The sequence below is a fragment of the Streptomyces sp. RPA4-2 genome (assembly GCF_012273515.2).
Classification (GTDB): Bacteria; Actinomycetota; Actinomycetes; order Streptomycetales; family Streptomycetaceae; genus Streptomyces; species Streptomyces kaempferi.
This window is the reverse complement of sequence record NZ_CP050975.2, coordinates 4580562-4596496: the sequence shown is the minus strand read 5'-3', so window position 1 is coordinate 4596496 and position 15935 is coordinate 4580562. Positions and strand designations below refer to the sequence as shown.

Genomic DNA, 15935 nt, shown 5'->3' with positions numbered 1-15935 from the left:
CATGGACTTCACGCCCACGGAGGAGCAGGCGGCGGCTCGCGACCTGGCCGCCCGGATCTTCGGGGACCTCGCCACGCACGAGCGGCTGTCCGCCGCCGGGACCGGCGGCGACGCCGAGTTGTGGAAGGCGCTGTGCGCGGCTGGGTTGATGGGAGCCGTGGCGGAGACCGGGCTCCTCGGTCTGGTGCTCCTTCTGGAGGAGCAGGGGCGGACCACGGCCCAGGTGCCGTTCGCGGCGAGCGGTGTGTACGGACTGCTGGCGGTGGCGGCGCACGGTTCGCCGGAGCAGCGGGAGCGGCTGCTGCCCGGGATCGGGGACGGGACGGTGGTGGTGTGCGGCGCGGTCTCCCCGCCGTCACCGGTCCGCGCGACGGATTCGGGGCGGCTGAGCGGCGCCGTCCCGGTGGTGCCGTGGTTGCGGGACGCCACCCATGTGCTCGTCGCCGACGACCGGCGTCGGCTGTGGCTGGTGCGGACCGTCGACGCGCGGTGCGAGCCGGTCGAGCTGACGGCGCCCTGGTCGGCGGGACGGCTCACCCTCGACGGCACTCCGGGCGAACGGCTGGGCGAGCGGCTGGGCGCGGGGACGGTACGGGAGCGGGACGGGCACACCGAGGGCGTCCACGCGGACGTGCTCGCCACCGCCCGGACCGCCTTCGCCGGGCTGCAGGCCGGAGTGTGCGCGGGGTCGCTGGCGCGCGCGGTGGAGCACACCAACACGCGCGAGCAGTTCGGGCGCCCGCTCGCCACCAAACAGGCGGTGCAACTCAGGGCGGCCGACGCGTACTTGGACACCGAGGCGATCCGGGTGACGGCGTACGAGGCGGCCTGGCGGCGTGACGAGGGGCTGCCCTACGTGACGCACGCCCTGACGGCCGCCTGGTGGGCCTCCGAGGCGGGGCGACGGGTCGTGCACACGGGCCAGCATCTGCACGGCGGCACCGGAGCCGATCTGGAGCACCCCGTGCACCGGCACTTCCTGTGGGGCCGGCAGCTGGACGCCTATCTGGGATGCGGGGACGAAGTGCTTCAGGAGCTGGGGGAGTTGCTTGTGCGCGGCGAAGGAGGGGCATGACGGCCGACGAGGACGCGCCGAGGACGGAGCGCGCCGACGATCCACCGAGGACGAAGCCCGGTGACGAACTGCCGCCGCTGGAGATCGAGGTCACGCGCACGCTGATCGTGGCCGGCGCCATCGCCTCGCGGGACTACCAGGACGTGCACCACGACCCGGAGCTGGCGCGGCGGAAGGGATCCCCCGACATCTTCATGAACATCCTGACCACCAACGGCCTGGTCGGCAGGTACATCACGGACCACTTCGGACCGGACGCCGTCCTGCGCAAGGTCGCCATCCGGCTCGGAGCCCCCAACTACCCGGGCGACACGATGGTGTTGACCGGCACGGTCGAGGAGGTCTCGGGCGACACGGCGACGGTCCGGGTCGTCGGGGCGAACGGCATCGGCAGACATGTGACCGCGACGGTGACGGTCACCCTCCCGGCCGGGGGCGCGGCATGAGCGTACGGACGCGGGACCGCCTCGGCGGGCGGGCGGCGATCGTCGGGATCGGGGCCACCGAGTTCTCCAAGGACTCCGGGCGCAGCGAGCTGCGGCTCGCCGTGGAGGCGGTGCGGGCGGCGCTCGACGACGCGGGCCTGACACCCGCGGACGTGGACGGGATGGTGACGTTCACGATGGACACCAGCCCGGAGATCACCGTCGCCCAGGCGGCCGGGATCGGCGAGCTGTCCTTCTTCTCGCGCATCCACTACGGGGGCGGCGCGGCCTGTGCGACCGTCCAGCAGGCGGCGCTCGCGGTGGCGGCGGGCGTGGCCGAGGTGGTGGTCTGCTACCGGGCGTTCAACGAACGGTCGGGACGGAGATTCGGCGCCGGGGTGCGGGAGCGGGAGCCGTCGGCCGAGGGGGTGGCGCTCGGCTGGGCCCTCCCGTTCGGGCTGCTCACCCCCGCCTCCTGGGTGGCGATGGCGGCCCAGCGGTATCTGCACAGGTACGGGCTGACACCCGAGGCCTTCGGCCCGGTCGCGGTGGTGGACCGGAAGTACGCGGCGACGAACCCGGCGGCGTACTTCCACGGCAGGCCGATCACCCTCGCCGAGCACGCCGCCTCGCGGTGGATCGTGGAGCCGCTGAGACTGCTGGACTGCTGCCAGGAGACGGACGGCGGCCAGGCGCTGGTGGTCACCTCGGTGGAGCGGGCCCGGGATCTGCCGCGCCCGCCCGCGGTGATCACGGCGGCCGCCCAGGGTGCCGGCCGGGCACAGGAGCAGATGACGAGCTTCTACCGGGACGATTTGAGCGGGCTTCCGGAGATGGGAGTGGTGGCCCGGCAGCTGTGGCGGACCTCGGGGCTGACCCCCGCGGACATCGACGTGGCGATCCTCTACGACCACTTCACACCGTTCGTGCTGATGCAGCTGGAGGAGTTCGGGTTCTGCGGGCCGGGGGAGGCCGCGGACTTCGTCGCCGCGGAGTGCCTGCCGCTGAACACCCACGGAGGGCAGCTCGGGGAGGCGTATCTGCACGGGATGAACGGGGTGGCGGAAGCGGTGCGGCAGCTGCGGGGCACGTCCGTGAACCAGATACGGGGTGCCCGCCGCACCCTGGTCACCGCGGGTACCGGAGTTCCCACCTCGGGGCTGATCCTGGGGGCGGACGGGGAGGAACGGGCGCCCGGGGTCTCGTGAGGACACTCCGGGGGCCGGTGCGGCGGCCGCCATGCCACCGCCGTACGGGTCTCTCAGGGGTGAACCCTCAGGGTGTGGGTGCCGCTCGTCCACCCTCAGGAGGTGGAGCCGGCCCCCCTCCTACAACCTGAGGGGGACATCGCTTCGGGACCTCCGGCCGATCCGAAGGAGTAGGGGTCACTCCTAGCGTGGAGTCATGACCACACCCGTCTGCACCAGCGGTGCGAACGTCGCGACGCGGACCTTCCCGTACCCGTCGTACCCGTCCTACCCGTCGTTCGCGTCGTACATGAAGGCTCGTCAGCCGGTGCTGCTGCGTACCGCCCGGTCACTGACCCCCAACCCGAGCGACGCGGAGGATCTGCTGCAGACCGCGCTGACCAAGACGTATGTCGCGTGGGAGCGGATCGAGGACCACCGGGCGCTCGACGGTTACGTGCGGCGGGCGCTGCTGAACACGCGTACGTCGCAGTGGCGCAAGCGCAAGGTCGACGAGTTCGTGTGCGCCGAGCTGCCGGAGCCCGATGGCGTGCCGGCCGGGGACCCCGCCGAGCAGCAGGCGCTGCGTGACGCGATGTGGCGCGCGATCATGAAGCTGCCGGCGCGGCAGCGGGCCATGGTCGTCCTGCGGTACTACGAGGACCTGAGCGAGGCACAGACGGCGGTGGTGCTCGGCGTCTCCATCGGGACGGTGAAGTCGGCCGTGTCGCGGGCGCTGGGCAAGCTGCGTGAGGATCCCGAACTGGAGCCCGTGCGCTGACCCCGGACCGGAGCTCCGTGGTCCCCTCCGTCACCGCCTCCTACGGTCCCCTCCGTGGCCGTCTCCACGGCCGTCCGACCCCTGTGACTTGATCGATCACCCGGACCTAGTGACATACCGCGCGGTATGTGCGCAGAATCAGCGCAACCCTTACCACCGCGTAGGCAATGTCGCCCCGGGAGGACGCCGTGCTGAGCACGATGCAGGATGTACCACTGCTGATCTCGAGGATCCTGACCCACGGGTCGGCCATCCACGGCACATCACAGGTGATCACCTGGACGGGTGAGGGAGAGCCGCAGCGCCGTTCCTACGCCGAGATCGGTGCCCGCGCGGCCCAGCTGGCGCACGCGCTGCGCGAGGACCTCGCGGTCGCGGACGACGACCGTGTCGCGACCCTCATGTGGAACAACGCCGAACATGTCGAGGCGTACTTCGCGATCCCCTCCATGGGCGCGGTCCTGCACACCCTCAACCTCCGCCTCCCCGCGGAGCAGTTGGTGTTCATCGTCCAGCACGCCGCCGACCGCGTGATCATCGCCAACGGTTCCCTGCTGCCCCTGCTCGCACCACTGCTCCCCCAGCTGCCGACGGTGGAGCACGTCGTCGTGTCGGGTCCCGGCGACCGTTCCCTGCTCGCCGGAGCGAGCGTGCGGGTGCACGAGTACGAGGAGCTCATCGCGGGGAAGCCGACCGCCTACGACTGGCCCGAGCTGGACGAACGCGCCGCCGCGGCCATGTGCTACACCTCCGGCACGACCGGCGACCCCAAGGGCGTCGTCTACTCCCACCGCTCGATCTACCTGCACTCCATGCAGGTCAACATGACGCAGTCGATGGGCCTCACGGACGAGGACACCTCGCTCGTCGTGGTCCCGCAGTTCCACGTCAACGCGTGGGGGCTGCCGCACGCCACGTTCATGACCGGCGTGAACCTCCTCATGCCGGACCGCTTCCTGCAGCCCGCGCCGCTCGCCGAGATGATCGAGGCCGAGCGGCCGACGCACGCCGCGGCCGTCCCCACCATCTGGCAGGGACTGCTCGGCGAACTGCACGCCAAGCCCCGGGACGTCTCCTCCCTCACTCAGGTCACGATCGGCGGCTCGGCCTGTCCGCCGTCGCTCATGGAGGCCTTCGACACGCTGGGGATGCGGGTCTGCCACGCCTGGGGCATGACGGAGACGTCCCCGCTGGGCACCGTCGCCCGGCCGCCGGCCAGTGTCGTGGGCACCGCGGAGGAGTTCGCCTACCGCCTCACCCAGGGCCGATTCCCGGCCGGTGTCGAGGCCCGTCTCACCGGCCCCGGCGGTGAACGGCTGCCCTGGGACGGCGAGTCCGCGGGTGAGCTGGAGGTGCGCGGTCCGTGGATCGCCGGCGCCTACTACGGCGGCCAGGGCACCGAGCCTCTCCGGCCCGCCGACAAGTTCAGCGAGGATGGCTGGCTCAAGACCGGTGACGTCGGCACCATCAGCCACGACGGCTTCCTGACCCTCACCGACCGGGCCAAGGACGTCATCAAGTCGGGCGGCGAGTGGATCTCGTCGGTCGACCTGGAGAACGCGCTGATGTCCCACCCGGACGTCGCCGAGGCCGCCGTCGTCGCCGTCCCCGACGACAGGTGGGGCGAGCGCCCCCTCGCCACCGTCGTCCTCAGGGAGGGCTCCACCGCCGACTTCGCGACGCTGCGCGCCTTCCTCGCCGCCGAGGGCAGGATCGCCAAGTGGCAGCTCCCCGAGCGCTGGACGATCATCGGGGCGGTCCCCAAGACGAGCGTCGGCAAGTTCGACAAGAAGGTGCTGCGCAGGCAGTACGCCGAGGGCGAGCTGGACGTGACCAGGCTCTGACCCCCCGTGCGCCGGGCGGGCGCCTCCGCGGCTCCCCGCCCGGCAGACGCACTGGTCGTCACCGTCGCACGCCGCGCTTCGTACGCACGCCGCGCCCCGTACGCACGCCGCGGCTCCGTACGGATGCGGTGGCCCCCCGCGCGCCGGAGCCCGGCGCGCGGGGTCAGTTGGTGCCGATCCGTGCCAGCAGGTCGACGATCCGGTCCTGGACCTCGGCGCTGGTCGAACGCTCGGCGAGGAACAGCACCGTCTCCCCCGCGGCGAGCCGCGGCAGTTCGGCCTGGTCGACGGCGGCGGTGTAGACGACGAGCGGGGTGCGGTTCAACTGCCCGTTCGCCCGCAGCCAGTCGACGATTCCGGCACGCCGGCGCCGTACCTGCATCAGATCCATCACGACCAGGTTCGGCCGCAGCTGCGAGGCCAGCGTCACCGCGTCCTCGTCCGTGGACGCCCGCGCGACCTGCATGCCGCGCCGCTCCAGGGTCGAGGTCAGCGCGAGCGCGATCTCCGCGTGCTCCTCGATGAGCAGCACACGCGGCGGGTGCTGCTCGGAGTCCCGGGGCGCCAGGGCCTTCAGGAGTACGGCGGGATCGGCGCCGTACGCCGCCTCCCGCGTCGCCTGCCCGAGTCCGGCCGTCACCAGCACCGGCACCTCGGCGGCGACGGCGGCCTGGCGCAGCGACTGGAGTGCCGTGCGGGTGATCGGACCGGTCAGCGGGTCGACGAAGAGCGCGGCCGGGAACGCGGCGATCTGCGCGTCGACCTCCTCGCGCGAGTGCACGATGACGGGCCGGTACCCGCGGTCGCTGAGCGCCTGCTGGGTCGTCACGTCCGGCGCGGGCCACACGAGCAGCCGGCGTGGGTTGTCCAGCGGCTCGGGCGGCAGCTCGTCGTCCACGGGCCGTGGGTGCGGCTGGTCGGCGACCTCGACGGCGCCGCCGGGACCGTCCAGCGGTTCGGGACCCTCGTCGGCGTTCTTGTCCGGCGCTCCTATGGCGTACGAACGTCCGGCACCGTCGGTGGCGCCGGGCAGCCGGCCCCCGGGAGCCTGACCGGCCGTCGGGTGCGCACGGGCCGCGGTCTCCGGGCGCTCGACGACGGGCTCCGGGGGCGTGCCGAGCTTGCGGCGGCGGCCGGAGCCGTTCGTCTGGTGCGGGGGAGGCGTGGCCGACTGCGCCTGCGCCGGCGCCTGCGATCCGTTCGCGGCGGCCTGGCGGGCGAACGGGACACCCTGCCCCAGCGTGCGCACGCTGATCGCCCGGCCCTGCGTGGAGTTGGGGTCGACGGGCGCGGCGGCCTCGGCGGGCAGCGGCTGGGCGATCCGTGCCTGCGCCTGCGGCTGAGGCCGCAGCGGAGGCTGGGCCTGGGGGCTGCGCGGGCAGTTCGGGCGGGAGGGGCGTGCCCGGTGCGGGGCTCTCCGGTCGGGGCTGCGGCCGGGGGGCGGCCACGGCGGGAGGTACCGGGGCCGCGGGGGCGCCCGGCCGTACGGCGGCGGGGGTCCCGGCACCGGAGGTGTCCTCGGTGTTCGGGGTAAGCCAGGCCAGGGCCGCGGGCGCGGCGGCAGCGGCGGGCCGGGCCTGCGCGGGGAACCCCGGCACGGGGGGCGACTGCGCCGGGACGCCGCCTTGCGCGGGTGCGCCCATCGGGCCGGGCGGGAGGGCACCGCGCTGGACCGGCGCCGACTGGACCTGGGGCGACGGGATCGCACCCGGCGGGATCGTGCCCGGCTGGGCCGGTGCCTGCTGTGCGTGGCGCTACCCGACGGTCCGGAAGCGGGATGCGGCTGGGGCGGAGTGTGCTCGTCGGCCGAGCTTAAGCGGACATCACGTCGTGACGGCCTACGTCGCCGTGGTCGTACCCGGCGCCCGCGTCACCGCCCTGCTCCAGGAGCCGCTGCTGGGCGAGTTGGGCCTGCTGTGCCTGCTGGGCCTGGATGTACTCGGGTGAGCGGTCCGCGTCCGCGGGGGGCAGCGCGAACACGGGACGGGCACCGGTCTCCTGCGCGGCCGCGGCGCGTTCGGCAGCGGCGGCCAGCGCGCGCCGGCGCCGCCCACCGGCCTGCGTACCGGAACCCTCGGCGGACCCGCCGGCCTCGCGAAGCCCCTGGTCGCCCGATGCGCTCGTCGCGACCTGCGCGCCCGGAGTGTTCGGGGCGCCGGCGGCCACGGGGAGCGCGGCCGGCAGCGCGTGCTGTTCGCCGTCGCGCCGGGCACGCCGCCCGGACGACCCGGATCCGGACGACCCGGACGGCACGGGCACTCCCTGCGGAGGCACCGTCCCGCCCAGCCCCGTACCCACGGCCGCGGTCCCCGCCCCGTGCTCGCCCGCCATGACGACCGCGCCCTCCGAGACGGCCTCGGTCCCGCCGTCACCCGCGTCCTCGACGGCACTCGGCCGTCCGCGCCGGCGGCCGGTACCACCGGAGCCGTCGTCACCGGAGAGCTCGGCGCCGGACCCCTGCGCGGGCACGGACGCCTCGCCGGTGTCCTGCTCACCGGCCGTGCGCCGGCGGCGCCGTCCGGTGGGTGCGACCGCGCCGCTCTCGGGCGCCACCGGCTCCGCGGCCGCGACCTCGCTCTCCAGGAAGGCGTCCACGGAGGACCGCCGGGCCCGCCGCCTGCCACCACCCTGGTGCGAGGCCTGCTCGGGCAGCGCGATCTCGGCGCCGGTGGAGGCCGGTGCCTCGATCTGCGGCATCGCCGTGACGGGGGGCGCGACCGACCCGGCGCCGGTGCCGATGGGCACTTCCAGTACGAACGCGCTGCCGCTCATGCCGGGCACCTCGTGCGTCTGCAGCACACCGCCGTGCGCGCGCACGATCCCGCGCACGATCGGCTCGTGCACCGGGTCTCCCCCGGCGTACGGCCCGCGCACCTCGATCCGTACGACCTCGCCGCGCTGCGCCGCCGCGACCACGACGGTGTTGTCCATGTAGCCGCCCGCGGACACCGGTGTGTTGCCGGTCGCGTCGACGCCCGCGACGTCCGCGACGAGGTGCGCGAGGGCCCTCGCCAGCAGCCCGGCGTCGACCTGGGCCTCGATGGGCGGCGCGTGCACGGCGAACTGCACGCGTCCGGGCCCGATCAGTTCGACGGCGCCGTCGACACCTGCCGCGACGACCGCGTCGAGCATGACGTTGGTACGGACGATCTGCTCGGCGCCGGAGTCGAGCCGCTGGTAGCCGAGCACGTTGTCGACCAGCGTCGTGATCCGCGAGTAGCCGGCGGCGAGGTGGTGCAGGACCTGGTTGGCCTCGGGCCACAGTTGACCGGCGTCGTCGGCGGCGAGCTTCGACAGCTCGCCGCGCAGCTGGTCGAGCGGCCCGCGCAGGGACTGCCCGAGCACGGCGAGCAGCTGGTCGTGCCGGGCGGCCAGCGCCTCGTAGCGGTCCTTCTCGCGCTCCCCGAGCGCCGCGTACCGGTCGTCGCCCGCGGCGAGTTCCTCCTCGTGCCGCTCGCCCACCTCGGCCAGCTCGGCCGCGTGCCGTTCGCGCAGCGCGTCGAGTTCCTCGGCGTGCTCCTCAGCGATCCGTGCGAGTTCCTCGGCGTGCCGGGTGGCCTCGGTGTCCTTCTCCTCGACGAGGGTGTCGTACGGCCGGCGGTCGGTGAAGGTCATCACGGCGCCGACGAGCTGGTCCCCGTCCCGGACCGGAGCGGTCGTGAGGTCGACCGGAACCCTGTCCCCGGACTTGGACCACAGCACCTGCCCGCGCACCCGGTGCTTGCGTCCGGAGCGCAGGGTGTCGGCGAGCGGGGACTCCTCGTACGCGAAGGTCTCACCGTCGGCGCGCGAGTGCAGGATGAGGGAGTGCAGGTCCTGGCCGCCGAGGTCGCTGGCCCGGTATCCGAGTATCTGGGCGGCCGCCGGATTGACCAGGACGACCCGCCCGTCCGTGTCCGTCCCGACGACGCCCTCGGCCGCGGCCCGCAGGATCATCTCGGTCTGGCGTTGTGAGCGCGCGAGTTCGGCCTCGGTGTCGACGGTGCCCGACAGGTCGCGTACGACGAGCATGAGCAGTTCGTCGGCGGTGTAGCCGTGGCTGTCGTAGGCCTGCTGGCCGTCCTCCAGATTCGCGCTGGTGACCTCGACCGGGAACTCGCTCCCGTCGGTCCGCCGCGCGACCATCCGGGTCGGCTTGGTCCGCCCGCGCTCGTCGATGGTGTCGGGCCTGCGCATGGACCCGGGGATCAGCCGCGAGTCGAACTGCGGAAGCAGATCGAGCAGGCCCCGTCCCACCAGAGCGGTGCCCGGGGCCTCGAAGGCCTCCAGGGCGATGGTGTTGGCGTTGACGACGGTCCCATTGGCGTTGACCAGCACCAACGCGTCGGGCAGGGCGTCCAGTATGGCTGCGAGGCGAGCAGCGCCTCGGGATGGCCTGCTGCTCACGAGACGCTTCCTCCCTGTTACCGCACCTTGCCGACCGCGAGGGCCATCTTGCCAACCTGCCCGCAGCGTGTCACGCGAGGGAGTCTACGGGCAGAGGCTGCGCTCGCGATGCCGGATGAGAGGGAGGTCGCACGCAGAACCGACGCGGATGAGACGTAGAACCTGTGAGCGTGCATTTCGCCCTCCCCCGGCCATGATCCTGCTGTGCCCCCCGTCGGGGGGGCCGGTGCGGTCCGGCAGTGGCCACCGCGACGCGGCCCGCCGGTGTCCGGCAGCGGCACCGCGTCACTGCCCGCCGGTGTCAGGCAGCAGCGGCACCAGGGCGTCCCAGCGGGCGATCTGGCACCCGTCGGCGCGGTCGAACCGGGCGTCGACGGGCCGGCCGGCCCAGGTCCCGGTCACATGGGCGGTGGCCGGACCGCCGTAGAGCATCGTGCAGAGGGTGCCGGGCGCGACGGGGGCGAAGGGGTCCTTCCCCCAGGTCGTCCGCCGGTCGAGCGTCTCGCACGCCTGCTCGGGGGTGGGGTGACTGCCGCCGGCCGGATGACACCGCAGCTCGTACGTCCGGCCGTCGGTGTCTCCCAGGTGGCGGACGGTGACGGTCAGCCGGTCCCCGGAGTCCTCCGCGCGGACCGGCGGGGGCATCAGAACGGCGGGGGCGGCCCCCGTACGGGGTTCCTGCGGGCGCGTGGCCCCCGTGTGCGGGCCTTCTCCCGGCGCGGTGTCGGCGTGCGCGGCGGCGGGCACGGCGGACAGCACGGCGGAGACGGACACGGCGGCGGCGACCGCGAGCCGGGAGGTGAGGGGAGGCCGATGGACGGAAGAGGGCCGCGGGGAGACGGAAGAAGAGGAGCGAGGGCCGGGAGAGAACAGAGAGGCGAAGGAGGACAGGGGGGACAGGGGGGACAGGGAGGGCAGAGAGAACAAGGAGGAGGGGGAGAACAGGGAGGACGGAGAGACGGGGGAGGACCGAGGGGTGGGGGCGGAACGACGCGACATGACCTGACTAACGCCCCGCGCCCCACGCGGTTGCGCGACGCCCCGAGGCCTGGGGGACTTTGCTCTGCGGCCCGCCTGCCTAGTACCGTAGGAGCCGATTGGTGACAGCCCACCCGGCTGTGTCATCATCTGCAACGCACCACTCGCGCTCGCGCGGGCGGTAGTGCTGGAGGCGTCGCCTAGTCCGGTCTATGGCGCCGCACTGCTAATGCGGTTTGGGCCTTAAAGCCCATCGAGGGTTCAAATCCCTCCGCCTCCGCAGCAAGATCCGAAGCCCCGGTCCCTCTGGACCGGGGCTTCGGCGTTACCGGCCACGGAAGCGTGTTTGCCCAGGTCACAAGGGGTGCGGCCAATGGATTTCACATGGCGGCGGCAGTCATGTAATGTTCTTCCTGTCGCCGCGAGCGGGTCGAAAGCCCGGAAGCGAGACAGCGGTACAACAAGAGAACAAGCACTCGTAGCTTAACGGATAGAGCATCTGACTACGGATCAGAAGGTTGCAGGTTCGAATCCTGCCGAGTGCACACAGCTCAAAGGCCCCGCCGGTTCGCCCGGCGGGGCCTTTGACGTCTGCGGATGACATTTCGGCATCCCGGCATCCCGGCAGCGCAAGGTCGTAGCAGGCGACAAGAGGGGACCGGCAGCGTCTGGTCGGTTGATCGCGGGCGGTATGACGGTGTGTCTGTACGGCCGCGCAGGGTGGCTGTGGCTTGATCGTCGGGCGGTCCCGGCAGGGGCCTGAACACCAACCGACGACCGTGGCACGTGCTGAGTGCCGCGCTCTTTGTCGAGGAGTCCCCATCGTGAGACCGACCCTGCAACACGCCATTCTTCATCGACGTGGCACCGGAGCCGCGGGTGAGCGGAGGCGTCCGGCCAGGCGTGCTGCCGTGCTGCTCGCCACGGTGGCGCTGCCGGCGGCCCTGGTGGTGCCCTCGGCCACGCCCGCCGCGGCGGCGGTGCCCGTGACCGTCACCTTCAACGCGGGCGCCGACCAGCCCTTCACCGTCCCGTCCGGCGTCACCCAACTGACCGTCACCGCCACCGGCGCCGCAGGCCAGAACGGTCCCAGCGGCGGCACAGGAGGCAACGGCGCCACCGTCACCGGCACCGTCACCGTGCCGCCGAGCACCACCACCCTCTATGTCAACGTCGGCACGGGCGGGGGCGCCGGCGGCGGATCGGCGACTACGGGCGGTGCCGGCGGCGGTTCCAGTGATGTCCGCACCTGCAGCTCGGCCGGCCCCGGCTGCACCCTGACCGGCGTCCCCGGCACTGACCCCCGCCTCATCGTCGCGGGCGGCGGAGGCGGCGGAGGAAGCGGCGTCCCCACCAATTTCCTCAACCCGGAGGCCACCGGCGGAGACGCCGGAATCACCGGGGGTGCCGGCGGCAGCAGAACGAACAGCGGCCAGGGCGGAGGCGGCGGAACCCAGACAGCCGGCGGCGCAGGCGGAGCCGTATGCCCCGGTTCCGGTGGTACATCCGGCACTCCGGGCACGGGCGGTGCGGGCGGCAACGGCGGAGGCAACTTCGGGGCGGGCGGAGGCGGGGGCGGCTGGTTCGGCGGAGGCGGCGGCGGAGGCTGCAACCGTCTTTCTTTTCCTCCCGCTTTCGGTCCCGGTGGTGGCGGCGGTGCGTCGAACCGCGTCCCAACGGGTGGTACCTCCGCTCCCGCCGCGGGGCCGGCCCAGGTGACCATCACCTACGAGCCGGCGCCCCCCACCTGCGCGACCGCCACGCCCACCATCACCGGCACCAACGGCAACAACGTCCTGATCGGCACTCCCGGCAATGACGTGATCTTCGGTCTCGGCGGCAACGACGTGGTCGACGGCCGCGGTGGCAACGACATCATCTGCGGCGGCGACGGCAACGACTCCCTCACCGGCGGCGACGGCAACGACCGCATCGAGGGCGGCAACGGCACCGACACCCTGAACGGCGGGAACGGCAACGACGCCCTCTTCGGCGGTCCCGGCAACGACGCGCTCTTCGGCGGCCCCGGCACCAACACCAACGACGGCGGCCCCGGCACCAACGCCTGCTTCAACCCCTCCACCGGACCCGGCTGCTTCTGACCCACCCCACACGCCTCCGACCTGATCGACGAACATCAGAAACGGGCCCCGGCACATCCCTCGCCGCAGCGGCGACCCACGCACGAGGCCCGTTTCAACACTTTGTCCGACCGAGGAGAGCAAGCCTGCTCGAACGCGGAGCCGTCTCCCGGGACAGGATGCAGAGTGCAGCGTTTCGCCACGTTTTATGTTCATTTATCAGGTTTCATTACCTGCGCGACGCCGGCGTTTGTGTGCCGTCGCTCTGTCGCCCCCGGGCCGTTTTCTGACGTAGCGGGGAATTTCTTCAGCAGAGGATCGGCGTGTCGTGACCAATGACGTTCACAGATCTCAAAGGTGGGGCGACCGGGGCCTCTGGCGTGTCACTGGTCGTCGGGCGGCGCAAGTGTCGGCTTCAGCGGTATCGCTGGCCGGGCCCGGGCGGGGTTGGTGGCGCCCCACCAAAATCAAGCGTCACCAGTACGGCTGGCGCTGCGATCACCACGACCACTGGTAGGGCGATTCCCCTTGATGAGATCCGGCTGGAGCTACGGATCAGAAGCTGCCCGTGCCCCATCCGCGCGACAACACGGCCCCCTGACCGTCTCGTCCGGTCAGGGGGCCGTGTTGTTGCGCGGTGGGTGTGGGATGTGAACCCAGGGTCGCTCGCGCAGGACCGCCTTCAAGACCTGTCTGTCGTTGGCGGGCCGGATCTGGCGTCCGGCTGATCCGGCAGGTTACGACTTCACGAGCGAGCCGCAGGTCCGGGGCCTCTTGCGTTTCCGCGCTGTACAGCAGCGAAGTGCAGCAACGGTGTTGGCCCGTACCGCCCTTGGCGTCAGAGGGTTTGCCGATCGCCGCGCGACATCCTGAACCACGTTCCACGGAGTCTGGGCCGACGGCAGACGGGATGGGACAGGCGTGGGGAGTCGGCGGACGCCGGCATGTCGGTGACCTGGAGCAGCTCCGGTCCAAGCCCTGCACCGAACTCGATCCGCACATCGCGGACTACATTCGCCAGATGACCACCGAGGAGCGAATGAGCTGCGCGTTCTGTATGGAAACCACCGACGTCGGCCTCTCCGGTGATGGCGTCACACTGACGATCACGCGGGCCGGGGAACAGAGCACACAGTTCGTCTGGGCCCACCTGAGCTGCCTGGACGAGCGACTTCACAGACACATCACCCGAGGCCCATGGCTCGACGACTAGAAGCGTGCCCCTCACTTGCCCGATCGATGGGCCGGCTGCGCATCGCCGTGTGCCCGGCCTTTCGCGGCGCAGTCGGCCGTAATGGCGTCGGTCGGGGGACGGGTCCGCCCGGCTGCTGGGTGATGGTCAGCCGGTTGGGTGGTGCGGGGGTCAGGCGCGGGTGCCTGCGGGAAGGTCGCCCATCTTGTTCACGACGGCGCGGGAGAGGACCGCGCTGGTGCCGGTGAGCATGCCTGCCTTGCCCATCGGGGTGTCCTTGATGAGGTAGCTGCGCTCTCCGAGGAACAGGTGGGTGTTGCGGTCGAAGATGTACTCGGTGCGCTCGCCGTTGGAGACGTGGGCGATGGCTTCGCCGTGGCGGCCGGCCGCGTCGGTGGCGTCCTTGACGAGGACGACGCCGGGGATCTTCGCGGCGGCCCGCCAGATGGCGGAAGCCACGTCTCCGGGGACGATCGACTCGGACACCGTCTCGCCGACCCAGTTGAACGCGGCCGCGTCCTTGCCGGGGGCCTCGCCACGGGTGGCGGAGTAGATCTGCTTCAGCAGCGCGTCGGGGTTCGTGGACAGCGAGGCGATCTGGGGGACGGTGCCCGGCCTCGGGGGCTGGGACGCTTCGTCGGGGTTGACCACGCCGGCGCCGCTGTTGTGGATCGTGATGTTCTCGCCGCCCTCGTGGATGAGGCCGTCCTTGGAGGGGTCGGCAGCAAGCCACACCTCGCGCTGGTGGACGGCGTCGAGCTTGGCGGGACCGCCGATGGTGCGCTGTTTGATCTGGTGGGTGAAGCCGACCTTGCTCTTGACGTAGATGAACTGGTGGGCGCCCACGGACGGGGTCTTCTGCTTGCTCGCCGCGTCCGCGACCTGGCTCAGGAAAGCCGTGGCGCCGTGGGCCGAGGCGGGCTGCACCGTGATGACCGATGCCATGGCCACGCTGTCGTCGTCGGGGGTCGAGCCGGCGCCGGTGACGTTGACGGCGACGGCCGCGGCGACGGCCAGGGCCGCGACCGGCGCGGCGATCAGGCTCCAGCGCGGCATACCGCGCTTCGCGGCGGGAGACGGCTGCGCCTGCGCGCCGATCTGGGTGACTTCCTGCATCAGATATTCCTCGAGACGTTGAGACCGGGCGGGAGAGAGACCAGGTGTGCCGGGGCGCGGCAGCAGGTGGGACAGCTCCTGGCGCTCGACCTCTTCACCATTCTTCGGAGCGTTCATCGAGCTTTCTCCTGTATCGACCGGACCGCGGGTGTGCGGTCGCCCTGTATCTGTCGGAAGTCCGCAGGGGGTTCCACTCTTTTTTTCGCGCGTCGTAGTTCTTGCTCCGTCAGTTTGAGCAGACGGGTACGTGCTCGCGACAGCCGGGAGCGCACGGTGCCGACCGGGATGCCGAGTGCTTCGGATGCCGCGGTGTAGCTGAGGTCGGACCAGACGCACAGCATGAAGACGTCGCGGTCACCGCGGCGCAGCTTGGTCACCGCTGCTCTGGCCGCCGCGAGTCTTTCACCGTCGTCGATGCGTTCAGCGACCTCGTCGGAGAAATCCGGCACGGTGTCCGGTGCGGGGAAGCGAGCCAGGGTCAGTTGGTGTTTGCGCGCTGAACGTCCGCGGTTGCGCAGGACGTTGGTGGCGATGCCGTAGACCCAGGGGCGGACACTCTCGTCCCCCTCCTCCAGTCGCTCCCGCAGACGCCACACTTCCAGAAACGTCAGTGACACCGCGTCCTCGGCCGCCGACCAGTCGCCCGTGGCTCTGTAGGCGTGCGCGTAGATCGCCTGGCCCAGTTCCTGGAAAAGCTGGCGGAAGGCTTCTGGATCGCCGGCTCGCAGACGAGCTCGCATGGATTGCTTCACACAGGTACCTGTCAGGTGTACCGGGGCAGTTCCCGTGAGGTAGGTCACTCGGGCGGGGCCGCGGCTGGAGTGGGAGAGGCTGGTGACTACAGGGTGGCGATGCTGTCCTGCACCGACT

Annotated in this window: 10 protein-coding genes, 2 tRNA genes and 1 pseudogene; 9 read left to right on the top strand and 4 right to left on the bottom strand. The window is 72.0% G+C overall.

Translation table 11 applies throughout. The annotated features are described in order from the left end of the window. The first annotated feature begins 1 nt into the window (after nucleotide 1). The 5 genes from HEP85_RS20085 (at nucleotide 2) to HEP85_RS20065 (ending at nucleotide 5312) form a co-directional block, all read left to right on the top strand. Nucleotides 2–1075 carry an acyl-CoA dehydrogenase family protein gene (locus HEP85_RS20085; protein WP_168528955.1) on the top strand — a complete coding sequence of 358 codons (1074 nt, stop codon included), beginning with the start codon at nucleotides 2–4 and terminating at the stop codon, nucleotides 1073–1075. Continuing rightward, nucleotides 1072–1521: a MaoC family dehydratase gene (locus tag HEP85_RS20080; RefSeq protein WP_248002011.1), complete on the top strand. Its 450-nt coding sequence runs from the start codon at nucleotides 1072–1074 to the stop codon at nucleotides 1519–1521. Before HEP85_RS20085 ends, HEP85_RS20080 begins: the two co-directional genes overlap by 4 nt. Continuing rightward, on the top strand, nucleotides 1518–2708 hold the full coding sequence (locus tag HEP85_RS20075) for a lipid-transfer protein (RefSeq protein ID WP_168528954.1): 1191 nt from the start codon (nucleotides 1518–1520) through the stop codon (nucleotides 2706–2708). The genes HEP85_RS20080 and HEP85_RS20075 overlap by 4 nt, the downstream gene beginning before the upstream one ends. A gap of 196 nt (nucleotides 2709–2904) precedes the next feature. Then, nucleotides 2905–3468, top strand: a complete 564-nt coding sequence (locus tag HEP85_RS20070; protein WP_168528953.1) for a SigE family RNA polymerase sigma factor — start codon at nucleotides 2905–2907, stop codon at nucleotides 3466–3468. A 167-nt stretch (nucleotides 3469–3635) separates the two neighbouring features. Next, nucleotides 3636–5312: a long-chain fatty acid--CoA ligase gene (locus tag HEP85_RS20065; protein ID WP_168528952.1), complete on the top strand. Its 1677-nt coding sequence runs from the start codon at nucleotides 3636–3638 to the stop codon at nucleotides 5310–5312. 163 nt (nucleotides 5313–5475) lie between these two features. Here HEP85_RS20065 and HEP85_RS20060 read toward each other — a convergent pair. Beyond that, nucleotides 5476–9698, bottom strand: a pseudogene (locus HEP85_RS20060) (PAS domain-containing protein). A gap of 285 nt (nucleotides 9699–9983) precedes the next feature. Continuing rightward, on the bottom strand, nucleotides 9984–10472 hold the full coding sequence (locus HEP85_RS20055) for an SSI family serine proteinase inhibitor (RefSeq protein ID WP_369657775.1): 489 nt from the start codon (nucleotides 10470–10472) through the stop codon (nucleotides 9984–9986). 393 nt (nucleotides 10473–10865) lie between these two features. Here HEP85_RS20055 and HEP85_RS20050 point away from each other — a divergent pair. The 4 genes from HEP85_RS20050 (at nucleotide 10866) to HEP85_RS20035 (ending at nucleotide 13970) form a co-directional block, all read left to right on the top strand. Continuing rightward, nucleotides 10866–10956: transfer RNA gene (locus HEP85_RS20050), tRNA-Ser, on the top strand. Nucleotides 10957–11148: 192 nt separating this feature from the next. Continuing rightward, nucleotides 11149–11221 (top strand) — tRNA-Arg (locus HEP85_RS20045). A gap of 366 nt (nucleotides 11222–11587) precedes the next feature. After that, nucleotides 11588–12778, top strand: coding sequence for a calcium-binding protein (locus HEP85_RS20040; RefSeq protein WP_168528951.1), 1191 nt, complete (start codon nucleotides 11588–11590; stop codon nucleotides 12776–12778). Between the two features lie 889 nt (nucleotides 12779–13667). After that, a complete protein-coding gene (locus tag HEP85_RS20035; protein ID WP_168528950.1) occupies nucleotides 13668–13970 on the top strand; it encodes a hypothetical protein in 303 nt (100 codons plus the stop codon). 150 nt (nucleotides 13971–14120) lie between these two features. Here the strand turns inward: HEP85_RS20035 and HEP85_RS20030 are convergent, their stop codons facing one another. Then, nucleotides 14121–15182, bottom strand: a complete 1062-nt coding sequence (locus HEP85_RS20030; protein WP_168528949.1) for a CU044_5270 family protein — start codon at nucleotides 15180–15182, stop codon at nucleotides 14121–14123. Continuing rightward, on the bottom strand, nucleotides 15179–15817 hold the full coding sequence (locus HEP85_RS20025; protein WP_248002008.1) for an RNA polymerase sigma factor: 639 nt from the start codon (nucleotides 15815–15817) through the stop codon (nucleotides 15179–15181). The genes HEP85_RS20030 and HEP85_RS20025 overlap by 4 nt, the downstream gene beginning before the upstream one ends. Nucleotides 15818–15935: the final 118 nt, after the last annotated feature.